The sequence below is a fragment of the Streptomyces aureus genome (assembly GCF_001418135.1).
Taxonomy (GTDB): Bacteria; Actinomycetota; Actinomycetes; order Streptomycetales; family Streptomycetaceae; genus Streptomyces; species Streptomyces aureus_A.
Genome location: NZ_LIPQ01000093.1, coordinates 15,118 through 34,120, shown reverse-complemented (window position 1 = coordinate 34,120; position 19,003 = coordinate 15,118). Strand labels below are relative to the sequence as shown.

The 19,003-nt window shown below is 71.0% G+C and carries 21 protein-coding genes; 13 read left to right on the top strand and 8 right to left on the bottom strand.

All coding sequences use genetic code 11. The features are described 5' to 3' along the window. Both AOK00_RS09605 and AOK00_RS09600 read left to right on the top strand, forming a co-directional pair. Positions 1-508 (top strand): lysoplasmalogenase (locus tag AOK00_RS09605; RefSeq protein ID WP_055599889.1); only part of this gene is annotated, 508 nt, incomplete at its 5' end. Positions 509-526: 18 nt separating this feature from the next. Then, the gene (locus AOK00_RS09600) at positions 527-1,570 is read left to right on the top strand and encodes a zinc-dependent alcohol dehydrogenase family protein (RefSeq protein ID WP_055599888.1); all 1,044 of its coding nucleotides are present in this window, start codon (positions 527-529) and stop codon (positions 1,568-1,570) included. A 20-nt stretch (positions 1,571-1,590) separates the two neighbouring features. Here the strand turns inward: AOK00_RS09600 and AOK00_RS09595 are convergent, their stop codons facing one another. Continuing rightward, on the bottom strand, positions 1,591-2,892 hold the full coding sequence (locus AOK00_RS09595; protein ID WP_055599887.1) for a CoA transferase: 1,302 nt from the start codon (positions 2,890-2,892) through the stop codon (positions 1,591-1,593). A 90-nt stretch (positions 2,893-2,982) separates the two neighbouring features. Next, complete coding sequence (locus tag AOK00_RS09590; RefSeq protein ID WP_055599886.1) at positions 2,983-4,521, bottom strand: S8 family peptidase; 1,539 nt, start codon at positions 4,519-4,521, stop codon at positions 2,983-2,985. Positions 4,522-4,794: 273 nt separating this feature from the next. Between AOK00_RS09590 and AOK00_RS09585 the strand changes: the two genes are divergently transcribed. From AOK00_RS09585 to moaA, 3 genes are all read left to right on the top strand, one after another. Further along, positions 4,795-5,169 (top strand): DUF485 domain-containing protein, encoded by a 375-nt coding sequence (locus AOK00_RS09585; RefSeq protein WP_030322716.1) that lies wholly within the window; start codon positions 4,795-4,797, stop codon positions 5,167-5,169. Then, positions 5,166-6,806 carry a solute symporter family protein gene (locus AOK00_RS09580; RefSeq protein WP_055599885.1) on the top strand — a complete coding sequence of 547 codons (1,641 nt, stop codon included), beginning with the start codon at positions 5,166-5,168 and terminating at the stop codon, positions 6,804-6,806. Before AOK00_RS09585 ends, AOK00_RS09580 begins: the two co-directional genes overlap by 4 nt. Positions 6,807-6,972: 166 nt before the next feature. Next, positions 6,973-7,962 carry a GTP 3',8-cyclase MoaA gene (gene moaA / locus AOK00_RS09575; RefSeq protein ID WP_055599884.1) on the top strand — a complete coding sequence of 330 codons (990 nt, stop codon included), beginning with the start codon at positions 6,973-6,975 and terminating at the stop codon, positions 7,960-7,962. A 36-nt stretch (positions 7,963-7,998) separates the two neighbouring features. On the opposite strand, the gene AOK00_RS09570 is transcribed toward moaA, so the two are convergent. Beyond that, positions 7,999-8,214, bottom strand: coding sequence for a hypothetical protein (locus AOK00_RS09570; protein WP_055599883.1), 216 nt, complete (start codon positions 8,212-8,214; stop codon positions 7,999-8,001). Positions 8,215-8,408: 194 nt separating this feature from the next. Continuing rightward, positions 8,409-8,741, bottom strand: a complete 333-nt coding sequence (locus tag AOK00_RS09565) for a DUF3099 domain-containing protein (RefSeq protein ID WP_055599882.1) — start codon at positions 8,739-8,741, stop codon at positions 8,409-8,411. 169 nt (positions 8,742-8,910) lie between these two features. Between AOK00_RS09565 and AOK00_RS09560 the strand changes: the two genes are divergently transcribed. Further along, positions 8,911-9,186 carry a GlsB/YeaQ/YmgE family stress response membrane protein gene (locus tag AOK00_RS09560; RefSeq protein WP_055599881.1) on the top strand — a complete coding sequence of 92 codons (276 nt, stop codon included), beginning with the start codon at positions 8,911-8,913 and terminating at the stop codon, positions 9,184-9,186. Between the two features lie 83 nt (positions 9,187-9,269). Here AOK00_RS09560 and tyrS read toward each other — a convergent pair whose 3' ends face one another. The 3 genes from tyrS to AOK00_RS09545 all read right to left on the bottom strand — a co-directional run bounded on the left by tyrS (position 9,270) and on the right by AOK00_RS09545 (position 13,589). Next, complete coding sequence (gene tyrS / locus AOK00_RS09555; RefSeq protein ID WP_055599880.1) at positions 9,270-10,538, bottom strand: tyrosine--tRNA ligase; 1,269 nt, start codon at positions 10,536-10,538, stop codon at positions 9,270-9,272. 53 nt (positions 10,539-10,591) lie between these two features. Beyond that, on the bottom strand, positions 10,592-11,983 hold the full coding sequence (locus tag AOK00_RS09550; protein WP_055599879.1) for a metallopeptidase TldD-related protein: 1,392 nt from the start codon (positions 11,981-11,983) through the stop codon (positions 10,592-10,594). A gap of 82 nt (positions 11,984-12,065) precedes the next feature. Then, positions 12,066-13,589, bottom strand: coding sequence for a TldD/PmbA family protein (locus AOK00_RS09545; RefSeq protein WP_055599878.1), 1,524 nt, complete (start codon positions 13,587-13,589; stop codon positions 12,066-12,068). Positions 13,590-13,831: 242 nt separating this feature from the next. Between AOK00_RS09545 and fabG the strand changes: the two genes are divergently transcribed. The 3 genes from fabG to AOK00_RS09530 all read left to right on the top strand — a co-directional run bounded on the left by fabG (position 13,832) and on the right by AOK00_RS09530 (position 15,904). Continuing rightward, complete coding sequence (gene fabG, locus AOK00_RS09540) at positions 13,832-14,551, top strand: 3-oxoacyl-[acyl-carrier-protein] reductase (protein WP_055599877.1); 720 nt, start codon at positions 13,832-13,834, stop codon at positions 14,549-14,551. 2 nt (positions 14,552-14,553) lie between these two features. Beyond that, on the top strand, positions 14,554-15,330 hold the full coding sequence (gene fabI, locus AOK00_RS09535) for an enoyl-ACP reductase FabI (RefSeq protein ID WP_030322735.1): 777 nt from the start codon (positions 14,554-14,556) through the stop codon (positions 15,328-15,330). Positions 15,331-15,493: 163 nt separating this feature from the next. Continuing rightward, positions 15,494-15,904: a hypothetical protein gene (locus AOK00_RS09530; RefSeq protein WP_055599876.1), complete on the top strand. Its 411-nt coding sequence runs from the start codon at positions 15,494-15,496 to the stop codon at positions 15,902-15,904. Here the strand turns inward: AOK00_RS09530 and AOK00_RS09525 are convergent. Continuing rightward, positions 15,849-16,562 (bottom strand): FadR/GntR family transcriptional regulator, encoded by a 714-nt coding sequence (locus tag AOK00_RS09525; protein ID WP_055599875.1) that lies wholly within the window; start codon positions 16,560-16,562, stop codon positions 15,849-15,851. The two genes, AOK00_RS09530 and AOK00_RS09525, sit on opposite strands and share 56 nt — an antisense overlap. A gap of 81 nt (positions 16,563-16,643) precedes the next feature. On the opposite strand from AOK00_RS09525, the gene AOK00_RS09520 reads away from it, so the two are divergent. The 4 genes from AOK00_RS09520 to AOK00_RS09510 all read left to right on the top strand — a co-directional run bounded on the left by AOK00_RS09520 (position 16,644) and on the right by AOK00_RS09510 (position 19,000). Next, positions 16,644-17,951 (top strand): CynX/NimT family MFS transporter, encoded by a 1,308-nt coding sequence (locus tag AOK00_RS09520; protein ID WP_055599874.1) that lies wholly within the window; start codon positions 16,644-16,646, stop codon positions 17,949-17,951. A 17-nt stretch (positions 17,952-17,968) separates the two neighbouring features. Next, complete coding sequence (locus AOK00_RS40125; protein WP_254047295.1) at positions 17,969-18,085, top strand: SGM_5486 family transporter-associated protein; 117 nt, start codon at positions 17,969-17,971, stop codon at positions 18,083-18,085. Between the two features lie 157 nt (positions 18,086-18,242). Further along, positions 18,243-18,446: a hypothetical protein gene (locus tag AOK00_RS09515; RefSeq protein ID WP_055599873.1), complete on the top strand. Its 204-nt coding sequence runs from the start codon at positions 18,243-18,245 to the stop codon at positions 18,444-18,446. 35 nt (positions 18,447-18,481) lie between these two features. Beyond that, a complete protein-coding gene (locus tag AOK00_RS09510; RefSeq protein ID WP_055599872.1) occupies positions 18,482-19,000 on the top strand; it encodes a SixA phosphatase family protein in 519 nt (172 codons plus the stop codon). The last annotated feature ends 3 nt before the right edge of the window (positions 19,001-19,003 follow it).

The following is a 19,003-nucleotide window of genomic DNA, read 5'->3' as shown; positions in this document are numbered from 1 at the left end:
CGCCGCGTACGCCGTCAGCCGGGGCGCCCCCAAGCCGCTGACCGCCGCGCTGCTCCTCGGCTGGGGCGGCGACGTGTTCCTGCTCTCCGACACCGACCGGGCCTTCCTCGTCGGCATGGGCTCCTTCGCCGCCGGCCACGTCTGCTACCTGTTCCTCTTCGGACGACGGCGTACGTCCCCGGCGCTCGGCGTCGTGTACGCGGTCGCCCTCACCGGCACCGTCGTGCTCCTCTGGCCCGACCTCCCCGCCGACCTCCGCGTCCCGGTCGCCGGCTACTCCCTGCTCCTGACGGCCATGGCGTACCGCGCGAGCTCCCTCGGTCTCCTCGCGGGACTGGGCGGCGCGCTCTTCCTGCTGTCCGACACCCTGATCGCCACCGGGGTCGCCGCGTGGCCCCAGCTGCCCGCGCCCGACTTCTGGGTCATGCTGACCTACATCGCGGCGCAGTACCTGCTGACGGCGGGAGCGCTGCACGCGATGTACGGTGAACGTCGTACAACCGTCTGACAGCAAGGACCGCTCCTCATGCGCGCCACCACCATCCACGCCCCGTTCGACATGCGCGTGGAGGACGTGCCCGACCCGGTGATCCAGGACCCCACGGACGTCGTCCTGCGGGTCCTGCGCGCCTGCATCTGCGGCAGCGACCTGTGGGCCTACCGCGGCGAGTCCGCCCGGCAGCCCGGCCAGCGCATCGGCCACGAGTTCCTCGGCATCGTCGAGGCGGCGGGCTCCGACGTCACCGGCTTCACCGCCGGAGACCTCGTCGTCGCCCCCTTCGTCTGGTCCGACGGCACCTGCGACTACTGCGCCGAGGGCCTCCAGACCTCCTGCCCGAGCGGCGGTTTCTGGGGCTCGGTCGGCTCCGACGGCGGTCAGGGCGAGGCCGTCCGCGTCCCCTTCGCCGACGGCACCCTCGTCAAGCTCCCCGCCGACGCCGCCTCGGACGACCACCTGCTGACCGCGCTCCTCGCGCTCTCCGACGTCATGGGCACCGGCCACCACGCCGCCCTGGGCGCCGGGGTCCGCGAGGGCTCCACGGTCGCCGTGGTCGGCGACGGCGCCGTCGGCCTCTGCGGCGTCCTCGCCGCCAAGCGCCTCGGTGCCGAGCGGATCATCGCGCTCGGCCGGCACACCACCCGTACCGACATCGCCCGCCTCTTCGGTGCCACCGACGTCGTCGCCGAGCGCGGCGAGGCCGCCGAGGCCGCCGTCCGCGAGCTCACCGGCGGTCAGGGCGCCCACGCCGTCATCGAGGCCGTCGGCACCGAGCAGTCCATGCGGACCGCCGTCGCCATCGCCCGCGACGGCGGCTCGATCGGCTATGTCGGCGTCCCGCACGGCAGCGGCACCGGACTCGACCTGTCCGTCATGTTCGACCGGAACATCGCGCTGCGCGGCGGCGTCGCCCCCGTGCGCGCGTACATCCCGGAGCTGCTCCCGGACGTCCTCGACGGCACCATCGACCCGTCGCCGGTCTTCGACCTGACCGTCGGCCTCGACGGCGTCCCCGGCGGCTACCGGGCGATGGACGAGCGCACCGCGCTCAAGGTGCTCGTCAAGCCGTAGTCAAGACGGCGTCGTCCCCGTCAAGCCGTCGTCCAGACGGCGTCGTCCCCGCCCTGGAGACCCGGCGGGCGTGACCAGCCCGTCGGGCCGCCCTCGTACGCGACGGGCGACAGCGCGTGCCGCAGATGCCCGAGCGGGCCCTCCGACTCCGTGACGTACCGCTCGGGCTCGTACCGCGGCAGCGCGTGCGTCAGCCAGTGCCCCGTCTGGGCGAGGGCGAGCCGGACGAGCCGCGTGCCGCCGTCCCGGTCCTGCTCGGTCAGCGACCTCAGGACCGCCGCCGCCAGCAGATAGCCGCTCCCGTGGTCCAGGGCCTGCGCCGGCAGCGCGCCCGGCCGCTCCGCCGAACCCTCGGTCGTCGCGATACCGGTCGCCACCTGGACCAGGCTGTCGAAGCCGCGCCGCCCGCCCCAGGGCCCGTAGTCGCCCCAGGCCGAGAGCCGCGCGGTGACGAGACCCGGGCGGTGCAGGCCGAAACGGTCGAGCGCGCCCGGCCGGTAGCCGGTGACCAGCACGTCGGCCGCGTCCAGGAGCTCCCCGAAGGTACGCCGGTCCGACGGCCGGTCCAGATCGAGCGCGGCGGTCCGCTTGCCGACGTCCGTGTCCGCGTGCTGGTCCGGCAGTTCGGGGTTGCCCGGCGGGTCGATCCGCAGCACGTCGGCGCCGAGCAGCGCGAGCGTCCGGGTCGCGACCGGCCCGGCGATCACCCGGGTCAGGTCCAGAACCCGCAGCGGGCCGCCGCGGCGCCGGGGCGGGGCCTCGTCGAGCCGCTCCCGGGTCAGCAGCGGCCGCGCCGCCACCTCCCGGCCCTGCCCGTGCGCCGCCCATTGCGCGGGCGTCCGCAGGGCGACGGCCAGGCCCCCGGCCGCGTACACCGCCGCCTCGACCTCGATCGCCCGGCGCTCCCCGATCGCCGCCGCCACGGCCTCCACCGACTCCTCCCGCACATCGAGCGCGGTCAGCAACGCCGCCCGGTGGTGCGGATAGTTGGCGTGCGTACGGATCCAGCCGTCGGCCGCCCGCCAGAACCGGGAGAGTGGCGCGAAGCTCACCGGCGCCCGCCCGTCGACCCTCAGATGACGCTCGCTCACGAAAGCCGTGGCGACGGCCCCGTCGTCCACGCGGACCGGTCCCGGGAGCCCGGCCCGCTCGACGGCGGCGAGCCCGGCGACGGCGACCGCCGCCCGGGCCAGCTCCATCACGGGCAGCCGCGCGGCCAGCAGTCCCGCGGGCCCGCCGTACTCCACCCGGTCCACCAGGGCGGGATCACCGCCGAGGGCCGACCACAACAACTCCGTACCGGTGCGCAGCGTGTTGTCCATGGACCGCACTATGGCACTCGGTGCCACGGGACATGCGAAGGGCCCCGGTGCGGCACACCGCACCAGGGCCCTCGCTCACTCACTCGTCGACTAGCGGCGGACGGCGTCCAGCGCGTCGATCAGACCGGCCCCGTAGAAGCCGTTCTTGTTCTTGCCACCCTCGCAGACGGCGTCGATCTTGCCGTCGCCCTCGATGTCGTACGGGTTGGTGCAGGCGCGGTCGTCGGCCTGCGCGTAGAGCAGCGCCTTGAGGGCCGCCGGGCTCGCGTAGGGGTGCGTCGACTTGATGAGCGCCAGGACGCCCGCCGCGTGCGGCGCCGCCATCGACGTACCGGCCTTGTAGTTGTAGCCGCCGTTGACCGTGGTCGACAGGATGCGGCCGTTGACCGCCGGGGCGTCCGGCGTCTGGTACTCGGTGCGGTCACCGCCGGGGGCGGAGACGTCGATCACGCCGAGACCGTAGTTGGAGTAGGACGCCTTGAGGTCCTTGGCTCCGGTCGCGGAGACCGTCACGACACCCGGCAGCATGGCCGGGTAGTCCAGGCACTCCTTCGGGTCGATGACCCGGTCGCCCGGAGTGGTGTCGTTCGGGCTGCTGTTGTCGACGATCGAGTCGGCCGCGAGGTCGAACTTCGAGTTGCCGGCCGCCGCGACGTTGACCGTGCCCTTGTGCTCCGCGTAGCGGGTCGCACGGGTGACCGCCTCGATGAGGGCCTTCTGGTCCTCGTCGTTCTTGCAGGCGAACATCCACGGGTCGGTGTAGTAGCTGTTGTTCGTGATCTCGACGCCCTGCTCGGCCGCCCACATGAAGCCGCAGACGACGGCCTCGGTGTAGAAGAAGCCGTCCGGGGTGGACACCTTGATGCCGGAGACCTTGACGCCCGGGGCGACACCGGTGATGCCGATGCCGTTCTTGGCGGCCGCGATCGTACCGGCGACGTGGGTGCCGTGGTCGCTCTCGCCCGGGTTGGGGCGCCACGAGCCGGCCGTGGTGTCCGGCTTGCCGGACACGCAGTTGGCGGAGGCCTTGACGTCGAAGTTCGGCGCCAGGTCCGGGTGCGTGTCGTCGACGCCCGTGTCGATGACGGCGACGGTCACGCGCTTGCTGCCCAGCGTCTTCTGGTGGGCCTTGTCCGCCTTGATCGCCGGAAGGTCCCACTGCAGGGGCTCCAGCGCGTCCTGCTCGTCGGTCGCCCGGGCCGTGGCGGCCTTGGCCTCGGCCGCGGACAGCTCCTGGGTGCCCTCGCCGACCGAGTTGTCGGTCTGCGCGGAGAGCGGGGCGGTACGGGTCGCACCGGCCGACACCACACCGCGGGCCTGACGGATCGTCTTCGCGAACTCGGGGTTCTGCGAGTGGACGACTATCACGCCTATCTGGTCGTACGAGATGACCACCTCGCCGCCCGCGGCGGCGATCGCCTTCTTCACCGAGGCGGCGGTCCAGCGGCCACCCGCGACGTTCACGACGTACGTCAGCTTCGGGCCGTTCGTCACCACCGTCGCCGCCGGTGCGTCACTCAGTTCCGCGGCGGAGGCGGCGCCGGAGGGAAGGAAGCCGAGCGAGGCCGTGAGCGCGAGACCAACCGGCAGAGCAAGAGCTCGGCCGCGCCTCGATCCCAGATGAGCCATGGGTTCTCCACATCATCCGTATGTACTGCCCGCGCGCGGGTTTACGCGCAGGCAGGTGCATGACGAGTGAAGCTATCGCTGATCTTCCATGCCGTTCAATGAGTTGAGAAGACTTCATGAAGATCTGACCGAAGAAATCTCTCGTGTGAACCACTTCCCGGTCCGCTCCGTGCCGTTGGTCAGGGGAGGGGCTCCACCCGGAGCCCCGGATCCCGCACCCCTGGTGAGGCCCCCTTGACCATGCCGTCCGTCCCCGCGTCACGAGGAGATTCCGTGGCTACCGAAGCACCGCCGCCGCCCAGAAACGGGACGGAGGCCGCATCCGCTCCCGTAACGCCCACGACGGAACAGTTCGTCGAGGTGCAGGAGGGCGCTGAGTTCGGCGAACTGCGCCGTACGTACCGCTCCTTCGCCTTCCCGCTCACCCTGGCCTTCATCGCCTGGTACCTGCTGTACGTGCTGCTCTCCAACTACGCGGGCGGCTTCATGGGGACCAAGGTCTTCGGCAACATCAACGTGGCCCTCGTCCTCGGCCTCGGCCAGTTCGCCACCACCTTCCTCATCGCCTGGCTCTACTCGCGGCACGCGGCGAACCGGCTCGACCCCCAGTCCGACGCCATCAGAAAGCGCATGGAGGGCGACGCATGAGCACCCCCGTCCTGCTGGCGGCGGGCAACGCCACCAGCGAGCACCGACCGCTGATCATCGCCCTCTTCGGCGCCTTCGTCGTCGCGACCCTGATCATCACCGTCTGGGCCGGCCGCCAGACCCGCAGCGCCGCCGACTTCTACGCCGGCGGCGGTCAGTTCACCGGCTTCCAGAACGGCCTCGCGATCTCCGGCGACTACATGTCCGCCGCGTCCTTCCTCGGCATCAGCGGCGCCATCGCCCTCTACGGCTACGACGGCTTCCTGTACTCGATCGGCTTCCTGGTCGCCTGGCTCGTCGCGCTGCTCCTGGTCGCCGAACCGCTGCGCAACTCCGGCCGGTTCACGATGGGCGACGTCCTCGCCTACCGGATGCGCCAGCGGCCCGTCCGTACCGCTGCGGGCACCTCCACCATCGTCGTCTCGATCTTCTACCTGCTCGCGCAGATGGCGGGCGCGGGCGTGCTCGTCTCGCTGCTGCTCGGCATCACCAGCGACGGCGGCAAGATCGCGATCGTCGCCCTCGTCGGCGTCCTGATGATCGTCTACGTGACGATCGGCGGCATGAAGGGCACCACCTGGGTGCAGATGGTGAAGGCCGTCCTGCTCATCGCGGGCACCCTCCTCATCACCTTCCTCATCCTGCTGAAGTTCGACTTCAACCTCTCGCAGCTGCTCGGTGCCGCCGCCACCAACAGCGGCAAGGGCGACGCCTTCCTGGAGCCCGGCCTCAAGTACGGCGTCAGCGCCCTCTCGAAGCTGGACTTCCTCTCCCTCGGCATCGCCCTCGTCCTCGGCACCGCCGGTCTGCCGCACATCCTGATCCGCTTCTACACGGTGCCGACCGCCAAGGCCGCCCGTAAGTCGGTCAACTGGGCCATCGGCATCATCGGCGGGTTCTACCTGATGACGATCGTCCTCGGCTTCGGCGCCGCCGCCCTGCTCAGCGGCGACACCATCAAGGCGTCCAACAAGGCGGGCAACACCGCGGCCCCGCTCACCGCCCTGGAGGTCGGCGGCGGCTCCGGCTCCACCGGCGGCGCGATCCTCCTCGCCGTCATCTCCGCCGTCGCCTTCGCCACCATCCTGGCCGTGGTCGCCGGACTGACCCTGGCCTCGTCCTCGTCCTTCGCGCACGACATCTACGCGAACGTGATCAAGCGCGGGAAGGCCACCGAGAAGGAGGAGATGCGGGCCGCCCGCTGGTCCACCGTCCTCATCGGCATCGTCTCGATCGCACTCGGCGCACTCGCCCGCGACCTCAACGTCGCCGGTCTGGTCGCCCTCGCCTTCGCGGTCGCCGCCTCGGCCAACCTGCCGACGATCCTCTACTCGCTGTTCTGGAAGAGGTTCACCACCCAGGGCGCGCTCTGGTCGATCTACGGCGGACTGATCTCCTCCGTCGTCCTCGTCCTCTTCTCCCCGGTCGTCTCCGGCGGCCCGGCCTCGATGTTCAAGGGCGTGGACTTCCACTGGTTCCCGCTGGAGAACCCCGGCCTCGTCTCGATCCCGCTGGGCTTCCTCCTCGGCTGGCTCGGCTCCCTCTTCTCCAAGGAGGAGCCGGACGCCGGCAAGTACGCGGAGCTGGAGGTCAAGTCCCTCACCGGGGTCGGGGTCGCCGCCGCGGTCAAGCACTGACCGGAGCGCAGTCGACCGTATACGGTCCGCGATCCCCGGGCGGCCGCGTCGTAGAGTTCTACGACGCGGCCGCTTCGGTCCTCGTGACAATCTGCCCTGCTCGTGGGCCGCCCGCTCACGTAGGCTCGAACCACACGCAACCGCAACGACGGGGAGGGGGCCCACAGTGCTCATCGACACCTATGGCCGGGTGGCCACCGACCTGCGCGTCTCGCTCACCGACCGCTGTAATCTCCGCTGCACGTACTGCATGCCGGAAGAGGGCCTCCAGTGGCTCGCGAAGCCGGATCTGCTCACCGACGACGAGATCGTCCGGCTGATCCGCATCGCCGTCACCGACCTCGGCGTCACCGAGGTCCGCTTCACCGGCGGCGAGCCCCTGCTCCGTCCCGGCCTCGTCGGCATCGTCGAGCGCTGCGCGGCCCTGGAGCCGCGCCCCCGGATGTCCCTCACCACCAACGGCATCGGTCTGAAGCGCACCGCCGCCGCCCTGAAGGCCGCCGGTCTCGACCGGGTCAACGTCTCCCTGGACACCCTGCGCCCCGAGGTCTTCAAGACCCTCACCCGGCGGGACCGTCACCAGGACGTCCTCGACGGCATGGCCGCCGCCCGCGACGCCGGCCTCACCCCGGTCAAGGTCAACGCCGTCCTCATGCCCGGGCTCAACGCCGACGAGGCCCCCGACCTGCTCGCCTGGGCGGTCGCCGAGGGTTACGAGCTCCGCTTCATCGAGCAGATGCCGCTGGACGCCCAGCACGGCTGGAAGCGCGACGGCATGATCACCGCCGGGGACATCCTGGAGTCCCTGCGCACCCGCTTCACCCTGACGCCGGAAGGCGCCGACGAGCGGGGCTCGGCACCCGCCGAGCGCTGGGTCGTGGACGGCGGACCGCACACGGTCGGCGTCATCGCCTCCGTCACCCGGCCGTTCTGCCGGGCCTGCGACCGCACCCGGCTCACTGCCGACGGCCAGGTGCGCACCTGTCTGTTCGCCACCGAGGAGACCGACCTGCGGGCCACGCTCCGCTCGGACGCCTCCGACGCGGAGGTCGCGGAGCTCTGGCGGAAGGCGATGTGGGGCAAGAAGGCCGGCTCCGGCCTCGACGACCCGGAGTTCCTCCAGCCCGACCGCCCGATGTCGGCGATCGGCGGCTGAGCGGGGAGTCCTCGGGCCGGGGGTCCGTCTGTCGGATCAGGCCTCGGAGGACTCCCAGTCGGCCAGCGGCACGACGTCCTTGAGGAAACCCCGTACACCCAGGAACTGGGACAGATGCTCCCGGTGCTCTTCGCACGCGAGCCACGTCTTGCGACGCTCGGGCGTGTGCAGCTTGGGGTTGTTCCACGCGAGCACCCAGACGGCGTCGGCGCGGCAGCCCTTGGCGGAACAGATCGGCTTCTCTTCGCTCACCTGATCATTGTCCAGCAAGGGCGATGCCGAGCAGCCACGGGGGGAGCTGCCCGGCATCGGTCCGTCGCTCCGACGGGGGATGCGGAGCGCGTAGGCAGTATGTCACGGCACATAGGGTGTGGTGCACCGGAACTTCACGATTGATCTGAGCTTTTCTTGAGCTTTCCGGCCACTGTCCGTGATCGGTTCCGGCCTTACGGTCGCTCCGTGTCCCCGTCCGCAGAGGCCTTCGCGCCATCGAGCGCGGGCCGTACCGGAGTGGGGACGAAGGTGGAGGGAAGGGACGGAGCCGTCTCACGCCCCGCGTTCGCGATGACCACCGCGACATAGGGGAGCAGTATGCCCAGGGCGAGTGCCACGATCGCCACGTGCCGCTCGACGTTCCACAGCACCGCGGCCGCGATCACCGACAGGGTCCTGACCGTCATCGAGATGACGTAGCGCCGCTGCCGCCCCCGGACGTCGTCCGCGAGCCCCTGCCGGGCCCCCGTGATCCGGAAGACCTCGCTCCCGCCTCGCTTCGACATCGCCGTTCACCACCCACCGGTCGCGCCGGACTCTCCCAGGTCCGGACCTCTTTCCACGGTACGCCCGCCCCGCCACGCCGACGAGACCGGGGCACGTATGGCGCTGTCCGACATGCGTCGTATGACGGAGGGGCCGAGACTGGGCGCACATGCGTACAAGGAGGCGACGATGAGTTGGTTGTGGGCGATCATCGTGGGATTCGTCCTGGGCCTGATCGCGAAGGCGATCCTGCCCGGGAAGCAGCAGATCCCGCTCTGGCTGACCACCGTGTTCGGCATTCTCGGCAGCGTCCTCGGCAACGCCGTCGCGACCTGGATCGGTGTCAACGAGACCAAGGGCATCGACTGGACCCGCCACCTTCTCCAGCTGCTCGGCGCCGTCGCCGTGGTCGGGGTGGGCGACATGCTCTGGGCCTCGGTCAAGGGCAACAGACAGCGGGCCTAGCGCCCACGGGAACACGGGAGGCCCGGTACGGCACCTGAGGTGCCGTACCGGGCCTCCCGGCATGTCCGTGCGGTGCTACGGGATCACGCGCCGGCGAACTCGATCGCCGCCAGGTTCTTCTTGCCGCGCCGCAGCACCAGCCAGCGGCCGTGCAGCAGCTCGTCCGCGGACACCTCGGCGTCCTCGGCGGTGACCTTGACGTTGTTCACGTACGCCCCGCCCTCCTTCACCGTACGGCGGGCACCCGACTTGCTCGGGGCCAGACCGACCTCGGTGAACAGGTCGACGACCTGACCCAGCTCCGTCACCCGCGCGTGCGGCAGCTCGGACAGGGCGGCGGCCAGCGTCGCCTCGTCCAGCTCCGCCAGGTCGCCCTGGCCGAACAGCGCCTTGGAGGCGTTGATGACGGCCGCGCACTGGTCCGCGCCGTGCACCAGGGCGGTCAGCTCCTCGGCCAGCGCGCGCTGCGCAGCGCGGGCCTGCGGACGCTCGGCGGTCTGCTGCTCCAGCTCCTCGAGCTCCTCGCGGGACTTGAAGGACAGGATCCGCATGTACGTCGAGATGTCCCGGTCGTCCACGTTCAGCCAGAACTGGTAGAACGCGTACGGCGTGGTCATCTCCGGGTCGAGCCAGACGGCGCCGCTCTCGGTCTTGCCGAACTTGGTGCCGTCCGCCTTGACCATCAACGGGGTCGCGAGCGCGTGCGCCTCGACGCCCGGCTCCAGGCGGTGGATCAGGTCGAGGCCGGCCACCAGGTTGCCCCACTGGTCGGAGCCGCCCTGCTGGAGCGTGCAGCCGTAGCGGCGGTACAGCTCCAGGAAGTCCATGGCCTGCAGCAGCTGGTAGCTGAACTCGGTGTAGCTGATGCCCTGCTCGGACTCCAGACGCCGGGCCACGGAGTCCTTGGTCAGCATCTTGTTGACCCGGAAGTGCTTGCCGATGTCCCGCAGGAACTCGATCGCCGACATGCCGGCGGTCCAGTCCAGGTTGTTCACCATGACCGCGGCGTTCTCCCCCTCGAAGGAGAGGAACGGCTCGATCTGCGTCCGCAGCCGGTTCACCCAGTTCGCGACCGTCTCGGGGTCGTTCAGGGTGCGCTCGGCCGTCGGCCGCGGGTCACCGATCTGCCCGGTGGCCCCGCCGACCAGCGCCAGCGGCCGGTGCCCGGCCCGCTGGAGCCGGCGGACGGTGAGGACCTGGACCAGGTGGCCGACGTGGAGACTGGCCGCGGTGGGGTCGAAACCGCAATAGAAGGTGACGGGACCGTCCGCGAGAGCCTTGCGCAGTGCGTCCTCATCGGTGGACTGGGCGAAGAGCCCACGCCACTTCAGCTCGTCGACGATGTCGGTCACGTCGTCCGTCTCCTTGTGATGCCGGTGGGAAAGGTCGTCTCAGTCTAGGTGGGTCAGACCCCCTTGCTGACCGAGCTCATGTTGAAGTCGGGGATCCGCAGGGCGGGCATCGCGGCCCGGGTGAACCAGTCGCTCCACTCGCGCGGCAGCGTCTTCTCCGTCCGGCCCGCCTCCGAGGCCCGCGACAGCAGGTCCACCGGCGACTCGTTGAACCGGAAGTTGTTCACCTCGCCGACCACCTCGCCGTTCTCGACGAGGTAGACGCCGTCCCGGGTCAGTCCGGTGAGCAACAGCGTCGCCGGGTCGACCTCGCGGATGTACCAGAGGCAGGTGAGGAGCAGACCGCGCTCCGTCGAGGCGACCATCTCCTCCAGGGAGCGCTCGCCGCCGCCGTCCAGGATCAGGTTCCCCGCTCCGGGAGCCACCGGCAAGCGAGTAAGTTCCGCCGTGTGCCGGGTGGTGATCAGACGCTCCAGCCTCCCGTCGCGCACCCAGTCCGTCGGCGCGATCGGCAGACCGTTGTCGAAGACGGAGGAGTCGTCGCCCGAGGAGTGCGCGATGACGAACGGCGCGGACTCCAGGCCCGGCTCGTTCGGGTCGCTGCGCAGCGTCAGCGGCAGCGGGGACAGGGTCTCGCCGAGCCGGGTGCCGCCACCGGGCTTGGAGAAGACCGTACGGCCCTCGACCGCGTCCCGGGCCGTGGAGGACCACAGCTGGTAGATCAGCAGGTCGGCCACGGCCGTCGGCGGCAGCAGCGTCTCGTACCGTCCGGCGGGCAGCTCGATCCGGCGCTCCGCCCAGCCGAGGCGGGTCGCGAGCTCGGCGTCGAGCGCCGCCGGGTCGACGTCCTTGAAGTCCCGCGTCGAGCGGCCGGCCCAGGCGGAGCGTGAGCGGTCGGGGGACTTGGCGTTCAGCTCCAGGGTGCCGTTGGGCTGGTCGTGGCGGAGCCGCAGGCCCGTGGACGTCCCCAGATAGGTGGAGGTCAGCTCGTGATTGGCGAAGCCGTAGAGCTCACGGCCGCCGGCCCGGGCGCGGGCGAAGGCCTCACCCAGCGCCGGCGCGAAGTCGGCGAACACGGCGGAGGAGGTCTCCGCGGGCGCGTCCGTGAAGTCGGGCGACGAGGACACGTCCGTCACCAGCGGCTGGGCGTCCTCGGCGGGCCCGGCGGCACGCGCGGCGGCCTCGGCGGCCCGCACCAGGGGCTCCAGGTCGTCGACGGTCACGGCGGACCGGGACACGACACCGGACGCGGTGCCCTGCGCGCCGTCCACGGTCGCGATCACGGTGAGCGTACGGCCGCGGGTGACACCGTTGGTGGTGAGCGCGTTGCCCGCCCAGCGCAGATTGGCCGAGGACTCCTCGTCGGCGATGACGACACACCCGTCGGCACGGGACAGCTCCAGGGCCCGCTCGACGATCTCGTACGGCTTGCTGACGCGACTCATCGCCCGGCCTCCTGCGTCGTGTTGAGACTGTGCTTGCCCGCGGGGCGCCCCCCGGACCCCCGGCGGATGTCGTGGCTGACGCTCATCGCCCGGCCTCCTGCGTCGTGTTCAGGATGTTGACGCCCCGGAAGAGGGCGGAGGGGCAGCCGTGGGAGACCGCGGCGACCTGGCCCGGCTGGGCCTTGCCGCAGTTGAAGGCGCCGCCGAGGACGTACGTCTGCGGGCCGCCGACCTGCTCCATCGAGCCCCAGAAGTCGGTGGTCGTCGCCTGGTAGGCCACGTCCCGCAGCTGGCCGGCGAGCCGCCCGTTCTCGATGCGGAAGAAGCGCTGCCCGGTGAACTGGAAGTTGTAGCGCTGCATGTCGATCGACCAGGACCGGTCCCCGACCACGTAGATGCCGCGCTCCACACCCCCGATCAGGTCCTCCGTCGACAGACCGCCCGGGTCCGGCTGGAGCGAGACGTTCGCCATCCGCTGCACCGGCACGTGCGCGGGGGAGTCGGCGAAGGCGCAGCCGTTCGACCGGCCGAGGCCGGTGAGCTTCGCGATCCGCCGGTCCAGCTGGTAACCGACGAGCGTGCCGTCCTTCACCAGGTCCCAGCTCTGCGCCTCGACGCCCTCGTCGTCGAACCCGACGGTCGCGAGACCGTGCTCGGCGGTCCGGTCACCCGTCACGTTCATGATCGAGGAGCCGTACGCCAGCTTGCCCAGCTGGTCGAAGGTCGCGAACGAGGTGCCCGCGTACGCCGCCTCGTAGCCGAGCGCCCGGTCCAGCTCGGTGGCGTGCCCGATCGACTCGTGGATCGTCAGCCAGAGGTTCGACGGGTCGACGACCAGGTCGTACCGTCCCGCCTCGACGCTCGGCGCCCGCATCTTCTCGGCGAGCAGCGCCGGAATCTCGTCCAGCTCCTTGTCCCAGTCCCAGCCGGTGCCCGTCAGGTACTCCCAGCCCCGCCCGACCGGCGGCGCGATCGTCCGCATCGAGTCGAACTCACCGGTCGTCTCGTCGACTGCGACCGCCGTGAGCTGCGGGTGCAGCCGGACCCGCTGCTGGGTGGTCACGGTGCCGGCCGTGTCCGCGTAGAACTTGTTCTCGTGGACCGTGAGCAGCGAGGCGTCCACATGCGCCACGCCCTCCGCCCGCAGCAGCCGGGAACTCCAGTCGGCGAGCAGCGCGCTCTTCTCCTCGCCGGGGATGGAGAAGGGGTCGATCTCGTACGAGGAGACCCAGGTGCGCTCCTCGTGCACCGGCTCCGCCGCGAGCTCCACGCGTTCGTCGGACCCGGCCGCCGCGATCACCTTGGCGGACAGCTTCGCCATGGCGACCGCCTGCGAGGCGACCTTCGCGGCGCCGTCCATGGTCAGGTCGACCCCGGACGCGAAGCCCCAGGCCCCGCCGTGCACCACCCTCACCGCGTAGCCGAGGTCCGTGGTGTCCGAGGAACCGGACGGTTTGGCGTCGCGCAGCCGCCACGAGGCGCTGCGCACCCGCTCCAGGCGGAAGTCCGCGTGCTCGGCACCGAGCGCGCGCGCTCGGGCGAGCGCCGCGTCGGCGAGCGCCCGCAGGGGCAGCGCGACGAACGAAGGGTCGATCTGGTGGACCACGAGCGGCCTCGCTCTCGGTGATCGGAAGGCTGTGGTTGAGCGGTGGTGGAGCTGTCGTTGATCTGCCACGGAAGTCAATCACGGGACGGCCCGGGGAGTCGGCGCATTACCGACGCCGGGCGACCTGAGCTGTAGGGACCCGACAGTGACACCCGAGCGCCACTGTCGGAGGTCGATTCCTCATGTCGGGGGCGATACCGATAGGTTTTCGGCTACCAGACCGCTATCGAAAGGGTGATCCGTTGAGCCGCTCGGTTCTCGTCACCGGAGGAAACCGGGGCATCGGCCTCGCCATCGCCCGCGCGTTCGCCGAGTCCGGCGACAAGGTCGCGATCACGTACCGCTCCGGCGAGCCGCCGGCGGCCCTCACCGATCTCGGCTGCCTGGCCGTCAAGTGCGACATCACCGACGGCGAGCAGGTGGAGCAGGCGTACAAGGAGATCGAGGAGAAGCACGGTCCGGTGGAGGTCCTCGTGGCCAACGCCGGCGTGACGAAGGACCAGCTCCTCATGCGCATGTCCGAGGAGGACTTCACCTCCGTCGTCGACACCAACCTCACCGGCACCTTCCGGGTCGTCAAGCGCTCCAACCGCGGAATGCTGCGCGCCAAGAAGGGCCGTGTCGTCCTGATCTCCTCGGTCGTCGGCCTGCTGGGCTCCGCGGGCCAGGCCAACTACGCCGCCTCCAAGGCCGGTCTGGTGGGTTTCGCCCGTTCCCTCGCGCGTGAGCTGGGCTCCCGCAACATCACCTTCAACGTCGTCGCCCCTGGTTTCGTCGACACCGACATGACCGCGGTGCTCACCGACGAGCAGCGCGCGGGCATCGTGTCCCAGGTGCCGCTGGGCCGTTACGCCCAGCCGGAGGAGATCGCCGCCGCGGTGAAGTTCCTCGCCTCCGACGACGCCTCGTACATCACTGGAGCCGTCATCCCGGTTGACGGCGGATTGGGCATGGGTCACTGACCATGAGCGGAATTCTCGAGGGCAAGCGCATCCTCATCACCGGTGTGCTGATGGAGTCCTCCATCGCCTTCCACGCCGCGAAGCTGGCCCAGGAGCAGGGTGCGGAGATCATCCTCACCGCCTGGCCGCGTCCGACGCTGACCGAGCGCATCGCCAAGAAGCTGCCGCACCCCGACAAGGTCAAGGTCCTGGAGCTCGACGTCTCGAACGACGAGCACCTCGCCCGCCTCGAGGGCCAGGTCCGTGAGCACCTGGGCGACCGTCTCGACGGCATCGTGCACTCCATCGGCTTCGCGCCGCAGGACGCGCTCGGCGGCAACTTCCTCAACACCCCGTTCGAGTCCGTGGCCACCGCCATGCACGTCTCCGCCTTCTCCCTGAAGTCGCTGACGATGGCGCTGCTGCCGCTGATGAGCGAGGGCGGCTCGGTCGTCGGCCTCACCTTCGACGCGAAGTTCGCCTGGCCGCAGTACGACTGGATGGGCCCGGCCAAGGCCGCCCTGGAGGCCACCAGCCGCTACATGGCGCGTGACCTGGGCAAGCAGAACATCCGCTGCAACCTGATCTCGGCGGGCCCGCTCGGTTCGATGGCCGCGAAGTCGATCCCCGGCTTCGGCGAGCTGGCGTCCGTGTGGGACAGCCGTTCCCCGCTGGAGTGGGAGCTCTCGGACCCGGAGCCGGCCGGCCGCGGCATCGTCGCGCTGCTCTCGGACTGGTTCCCGAAGACCACGGGCGAGATCATCCACGTGGACGGCGGGCTGCACGCCATCGGCGCGTAACCGCTGCTCGTCGGAGCGTCAGGGCCGTGTGCCCGCCCCGGAGGGGGCGGACACACGGCCCTCGCCGTTCCGCAACTCCTGCCCGACTCGAAAAGTCGCGCGAATCACCCCAGACTGGGGCAGAGCGTGATGCTTCTGCTGCTGACGGGGAGGAGGTACGGGCATGCGTGCGATACGTCACGGGTTCGGCGCGTTCGTCTCCGTCGCCGTACTGCTCACCGGGATCGCCGTCGCCGCCGAGGTGCGGGCCGCGCCCGCCCCGGCCGAGGAACTCCCCGTCACCGCCCCGGCGGCCGAGGAGCCGGAGAACTTCGGTGCCTCCTGCCGCACCGTCGTCCAGGGCTCGACCGTCACCGCCCACTGCCAGAACCCGTACCCCCGCACCGACCGGATACGGCTCCACGTCGAGTGCGAGCGCTGGTGGGACATCGACTCCGACAGCGCCCCCGTGGAGGTCGGACCCGCCGACTACGGCAAGATCACCGGCCGCTGCTGGAAGGAGGTCCGGTCCGCCTGGATCACGCACCAGCCGGTCGACCAGGCTCCCGATCCGACTCCGGTACGGGGTTCCTGAGGCACATGTAGGGGTAGCCGGCCGCTTCCGTGCCGGCCCGCTCGGCGTCGCCCTCCCGGATCGCGTCCACCAGGCGCGCGTGGTCCATCCGGTTCTCCGGACGCAGCACCTGCCCGACGTCGTCGCGCAGCCACTCCCGCAGCAGATCGCCCAGGTCCGCGTAGAGCTCGGTGAGCACCTCGTTGCCCGAGGCGGCGACGACCGCGTGGTGGAAGGCCGCGTCGGCGGTCACGAACCGCTCCGCGTCACCGGACTCCCACGCCTCCTCCCGTCGTACGAGCAGGGCGTCGAGCTGCTTCAGGTCCCGCTCGGTGCGCCGGGCGGCCGCGAGCCGCGCCGCGGCGGACTCCAGGGTCGAGCGCAGCTCGGCGACGTGCCCGGGGTCGGAGCCGGCGAAGCGGCGGTGCATGACGCCCGCCAGCTCGCTGGTGGCGATGACGTACGTCCCGGAGCCCTGGCGGATGTCGAGGAGCCCGTTGTGCGCGAGGGCCCGTACCGCCTCGCGCACGGTGTTGCGGGCCACGCCCAGCTGCTCGACCAGCTCGGGTTCGGTCGGGATGCGTGAACCCACCGGCCACTCGCCGGAGGTGATCTGGTTCCGCAGCTCGGCGATCACCTGATCGGAGAGGCCTGCGCGCCGGGGGTGGCCGAGGGCCATGGAGCACCTTCCCATTCGTTCGAGTCGCCCAAGTCGTTCGAGATTGGACAATCAATCATCCCATGATTCTATGATGGCCTCATGCCTGACGAGCCGAAGACCCTCGACCCCCTCGCACGACCGGCCACGACCACCGTTCCGGCGGCCACCACGGCCCCGCCCGGAGCCGCCGTCGCCGGAGATTCTCCCGCACGGGTGCGCGCCCGGCGCTGGACCCTCGGCCTCGTCACCGCCGGACTCGTCCTGGCCGCGCTGAACCTGCGCCCCGCCATCACCAGCCTCGGCGCCCTCCTCGAAGAGGTCAGCGCGGACCTCCACATGAGCGGCACCGTCGCCGGCGTCCTCACCTCCGTCCCCCCGCTCTGCTTCGCCGTCTTCGGCATCACGGCCCCGCGGCTCGCCCGCCGCTTCGGCCCCGCCGCCGTCGTCTGCGCGGGCATGGCCGCCATCTTCACCGGCCTGATCCTGCGCCCCTTCGCCGGCGGCACCGTCGGCTTCCTCGCCGCCAGCGCCCTCGCCCTCATGGGCATCGCCGTCAGCAACGTCCTGATGCCGGTCATCGTCAAGCGGTACTTCCCCGACCGCATCGGCAGCATGACCGGCCTCTACTCCATGGCCCTCGCCCTCGGCACCTCCATCGCCGCCGCCGCGACCGTCCCCATGACCGCCGCCCTCGGCGGCGACTGGCGCGTCGGCCTCGGCGTCTGGGCGGCCATCGCCGCCCTGGCCGTCCTGCCCTGGATCCCGCTCGTCCGCGACCGGGACCGCGCCCCCCAGGAGACCAGGACCACCGCGACGGCGACCGCCGCCCCGCGCATCACCCGCAGCCGCACCGCCTGGGCCCTCGGCTGCTACTTCGGCCTCCAGGCCACCGGCGCCTACATCACCATGGGCTGGATGCCGCAGATCTTCCGCGACGCCGGCGTCCCCGCCTCCACCGCGGGCGTTCTCCTCGCCGTCACCATGGTCATGGGCGTCCCGCTCGCCTTCGTGATCCCCCGGCTCGCCACCCGCATGAAGAACCAGGGCCCGATCGTCGTCGCCCTCGGCCTCTGCGGCCTCGCCGGCTACACCGGCCTGTTCCTCGCCCCCGCCGCCGGAGCCTGGATCTGGGCGCTGCTCCTCGGCGTCTCCAACTGCTCCTTCCCGCTGGCCCTCACGATGATCGGCATGCGCTCGCGCACCGGCGCCGGAGTCGTCCGGCTCTCCGCCTTCGCGCAGAGCGTCGGCTACCTCATCTCCATCCCCGGCCCGCTCCTCGTCGGCGTCCTCTACCAGCACAGCGGCGGCTGGGGACTGCCGATCGCCCTGATGGGCGGGCTCATGGTGCCGCAGATGATCGTCGGAACCCTGGCGGGCAGGGACCGGACGGTCGAGGACGAATCCTGAGATGCGAGACTGTCGCCATGCCAGTTCTCGAACCCAATCCCCCGAACGGCCAGAAGAAGCTGCTCATCGTGTTCGGCGCGATGATCGGCATCACGGTCGTCATCGGCCTCATCGCCTCGTTCGCCTCCCCGTGACACCCGGCCGCCACGCCCGGTGGTGGGGGTAACCCCCGCATCCCCTAGGGGGCGGGACTCAGGGTGAAGTGGGTGGATCACCGGATGGGCCGAGGGGCCCGCGATCCCTAGGTTGGAGTCAACAGGGAAAGCGGAGCTCTCACCCACGGAGGCGGTCATGTCGGCCCACACGTCCACCCGCGTCCGGCACGCGGCGACCGGTGTCGACACCCGGCTGCCCTGGTGGGCCCTCGCCCTTCCGGCGGCCGCGTTCGTCGCCCTCCTGATGCTGATGACCGGGCCCGGTGAGGCCCGTGCGGCGGTCGGCGAGCCCGGGGCCGGAGGGTTCCTGGAGCGGATCCAGCAAACGCTCTCTCTCTGAGTCGACGCGAGCCGATTCGTGCGAAGCTGAGGACCATGAGCGTCGACACACCCCGCAGGATCGTGCTGCTCCGACACGCGAAGGCGGACTGGAACCAGGAGTCCGACCACGAGCGCCCCCTCGCCGAGCGAGGCCGCACGGACGCCCCCGTCGCAGGCCGCCGGCTCGCCGAGACCGGCATCGCCTTCGACCTGGCCCTCTGCTCCACCGCCACCAGGACCCGCGAGACCTGGAAACTGGCCGTGCATGCCCTCCCCGAGCGCCCGAAGACCGTGTACGAGGACAGGCTGTACGAGGCCTCGCTCGGCGAGCTCATCGCCCTGCTCAACGAGACCTCGGAGGACGTGTCCGACCTCCTGGTCATCGGCCACAACCCCGGAATGCACGCCCTCGCCGACGCCCTCGCGGGCGAGTCCGAGGGCGACGCGCTGCCCCGGATGAACCGCAGCGGCTTCCCGACCGCCGCCTTCGCCGTGCTCACCTTCAACGGCTCGTGGAAGTCCCTCGAACACGGCGCCGGACGCCTCGTCGACTTCTGGACCCCGCACGCCTGACCG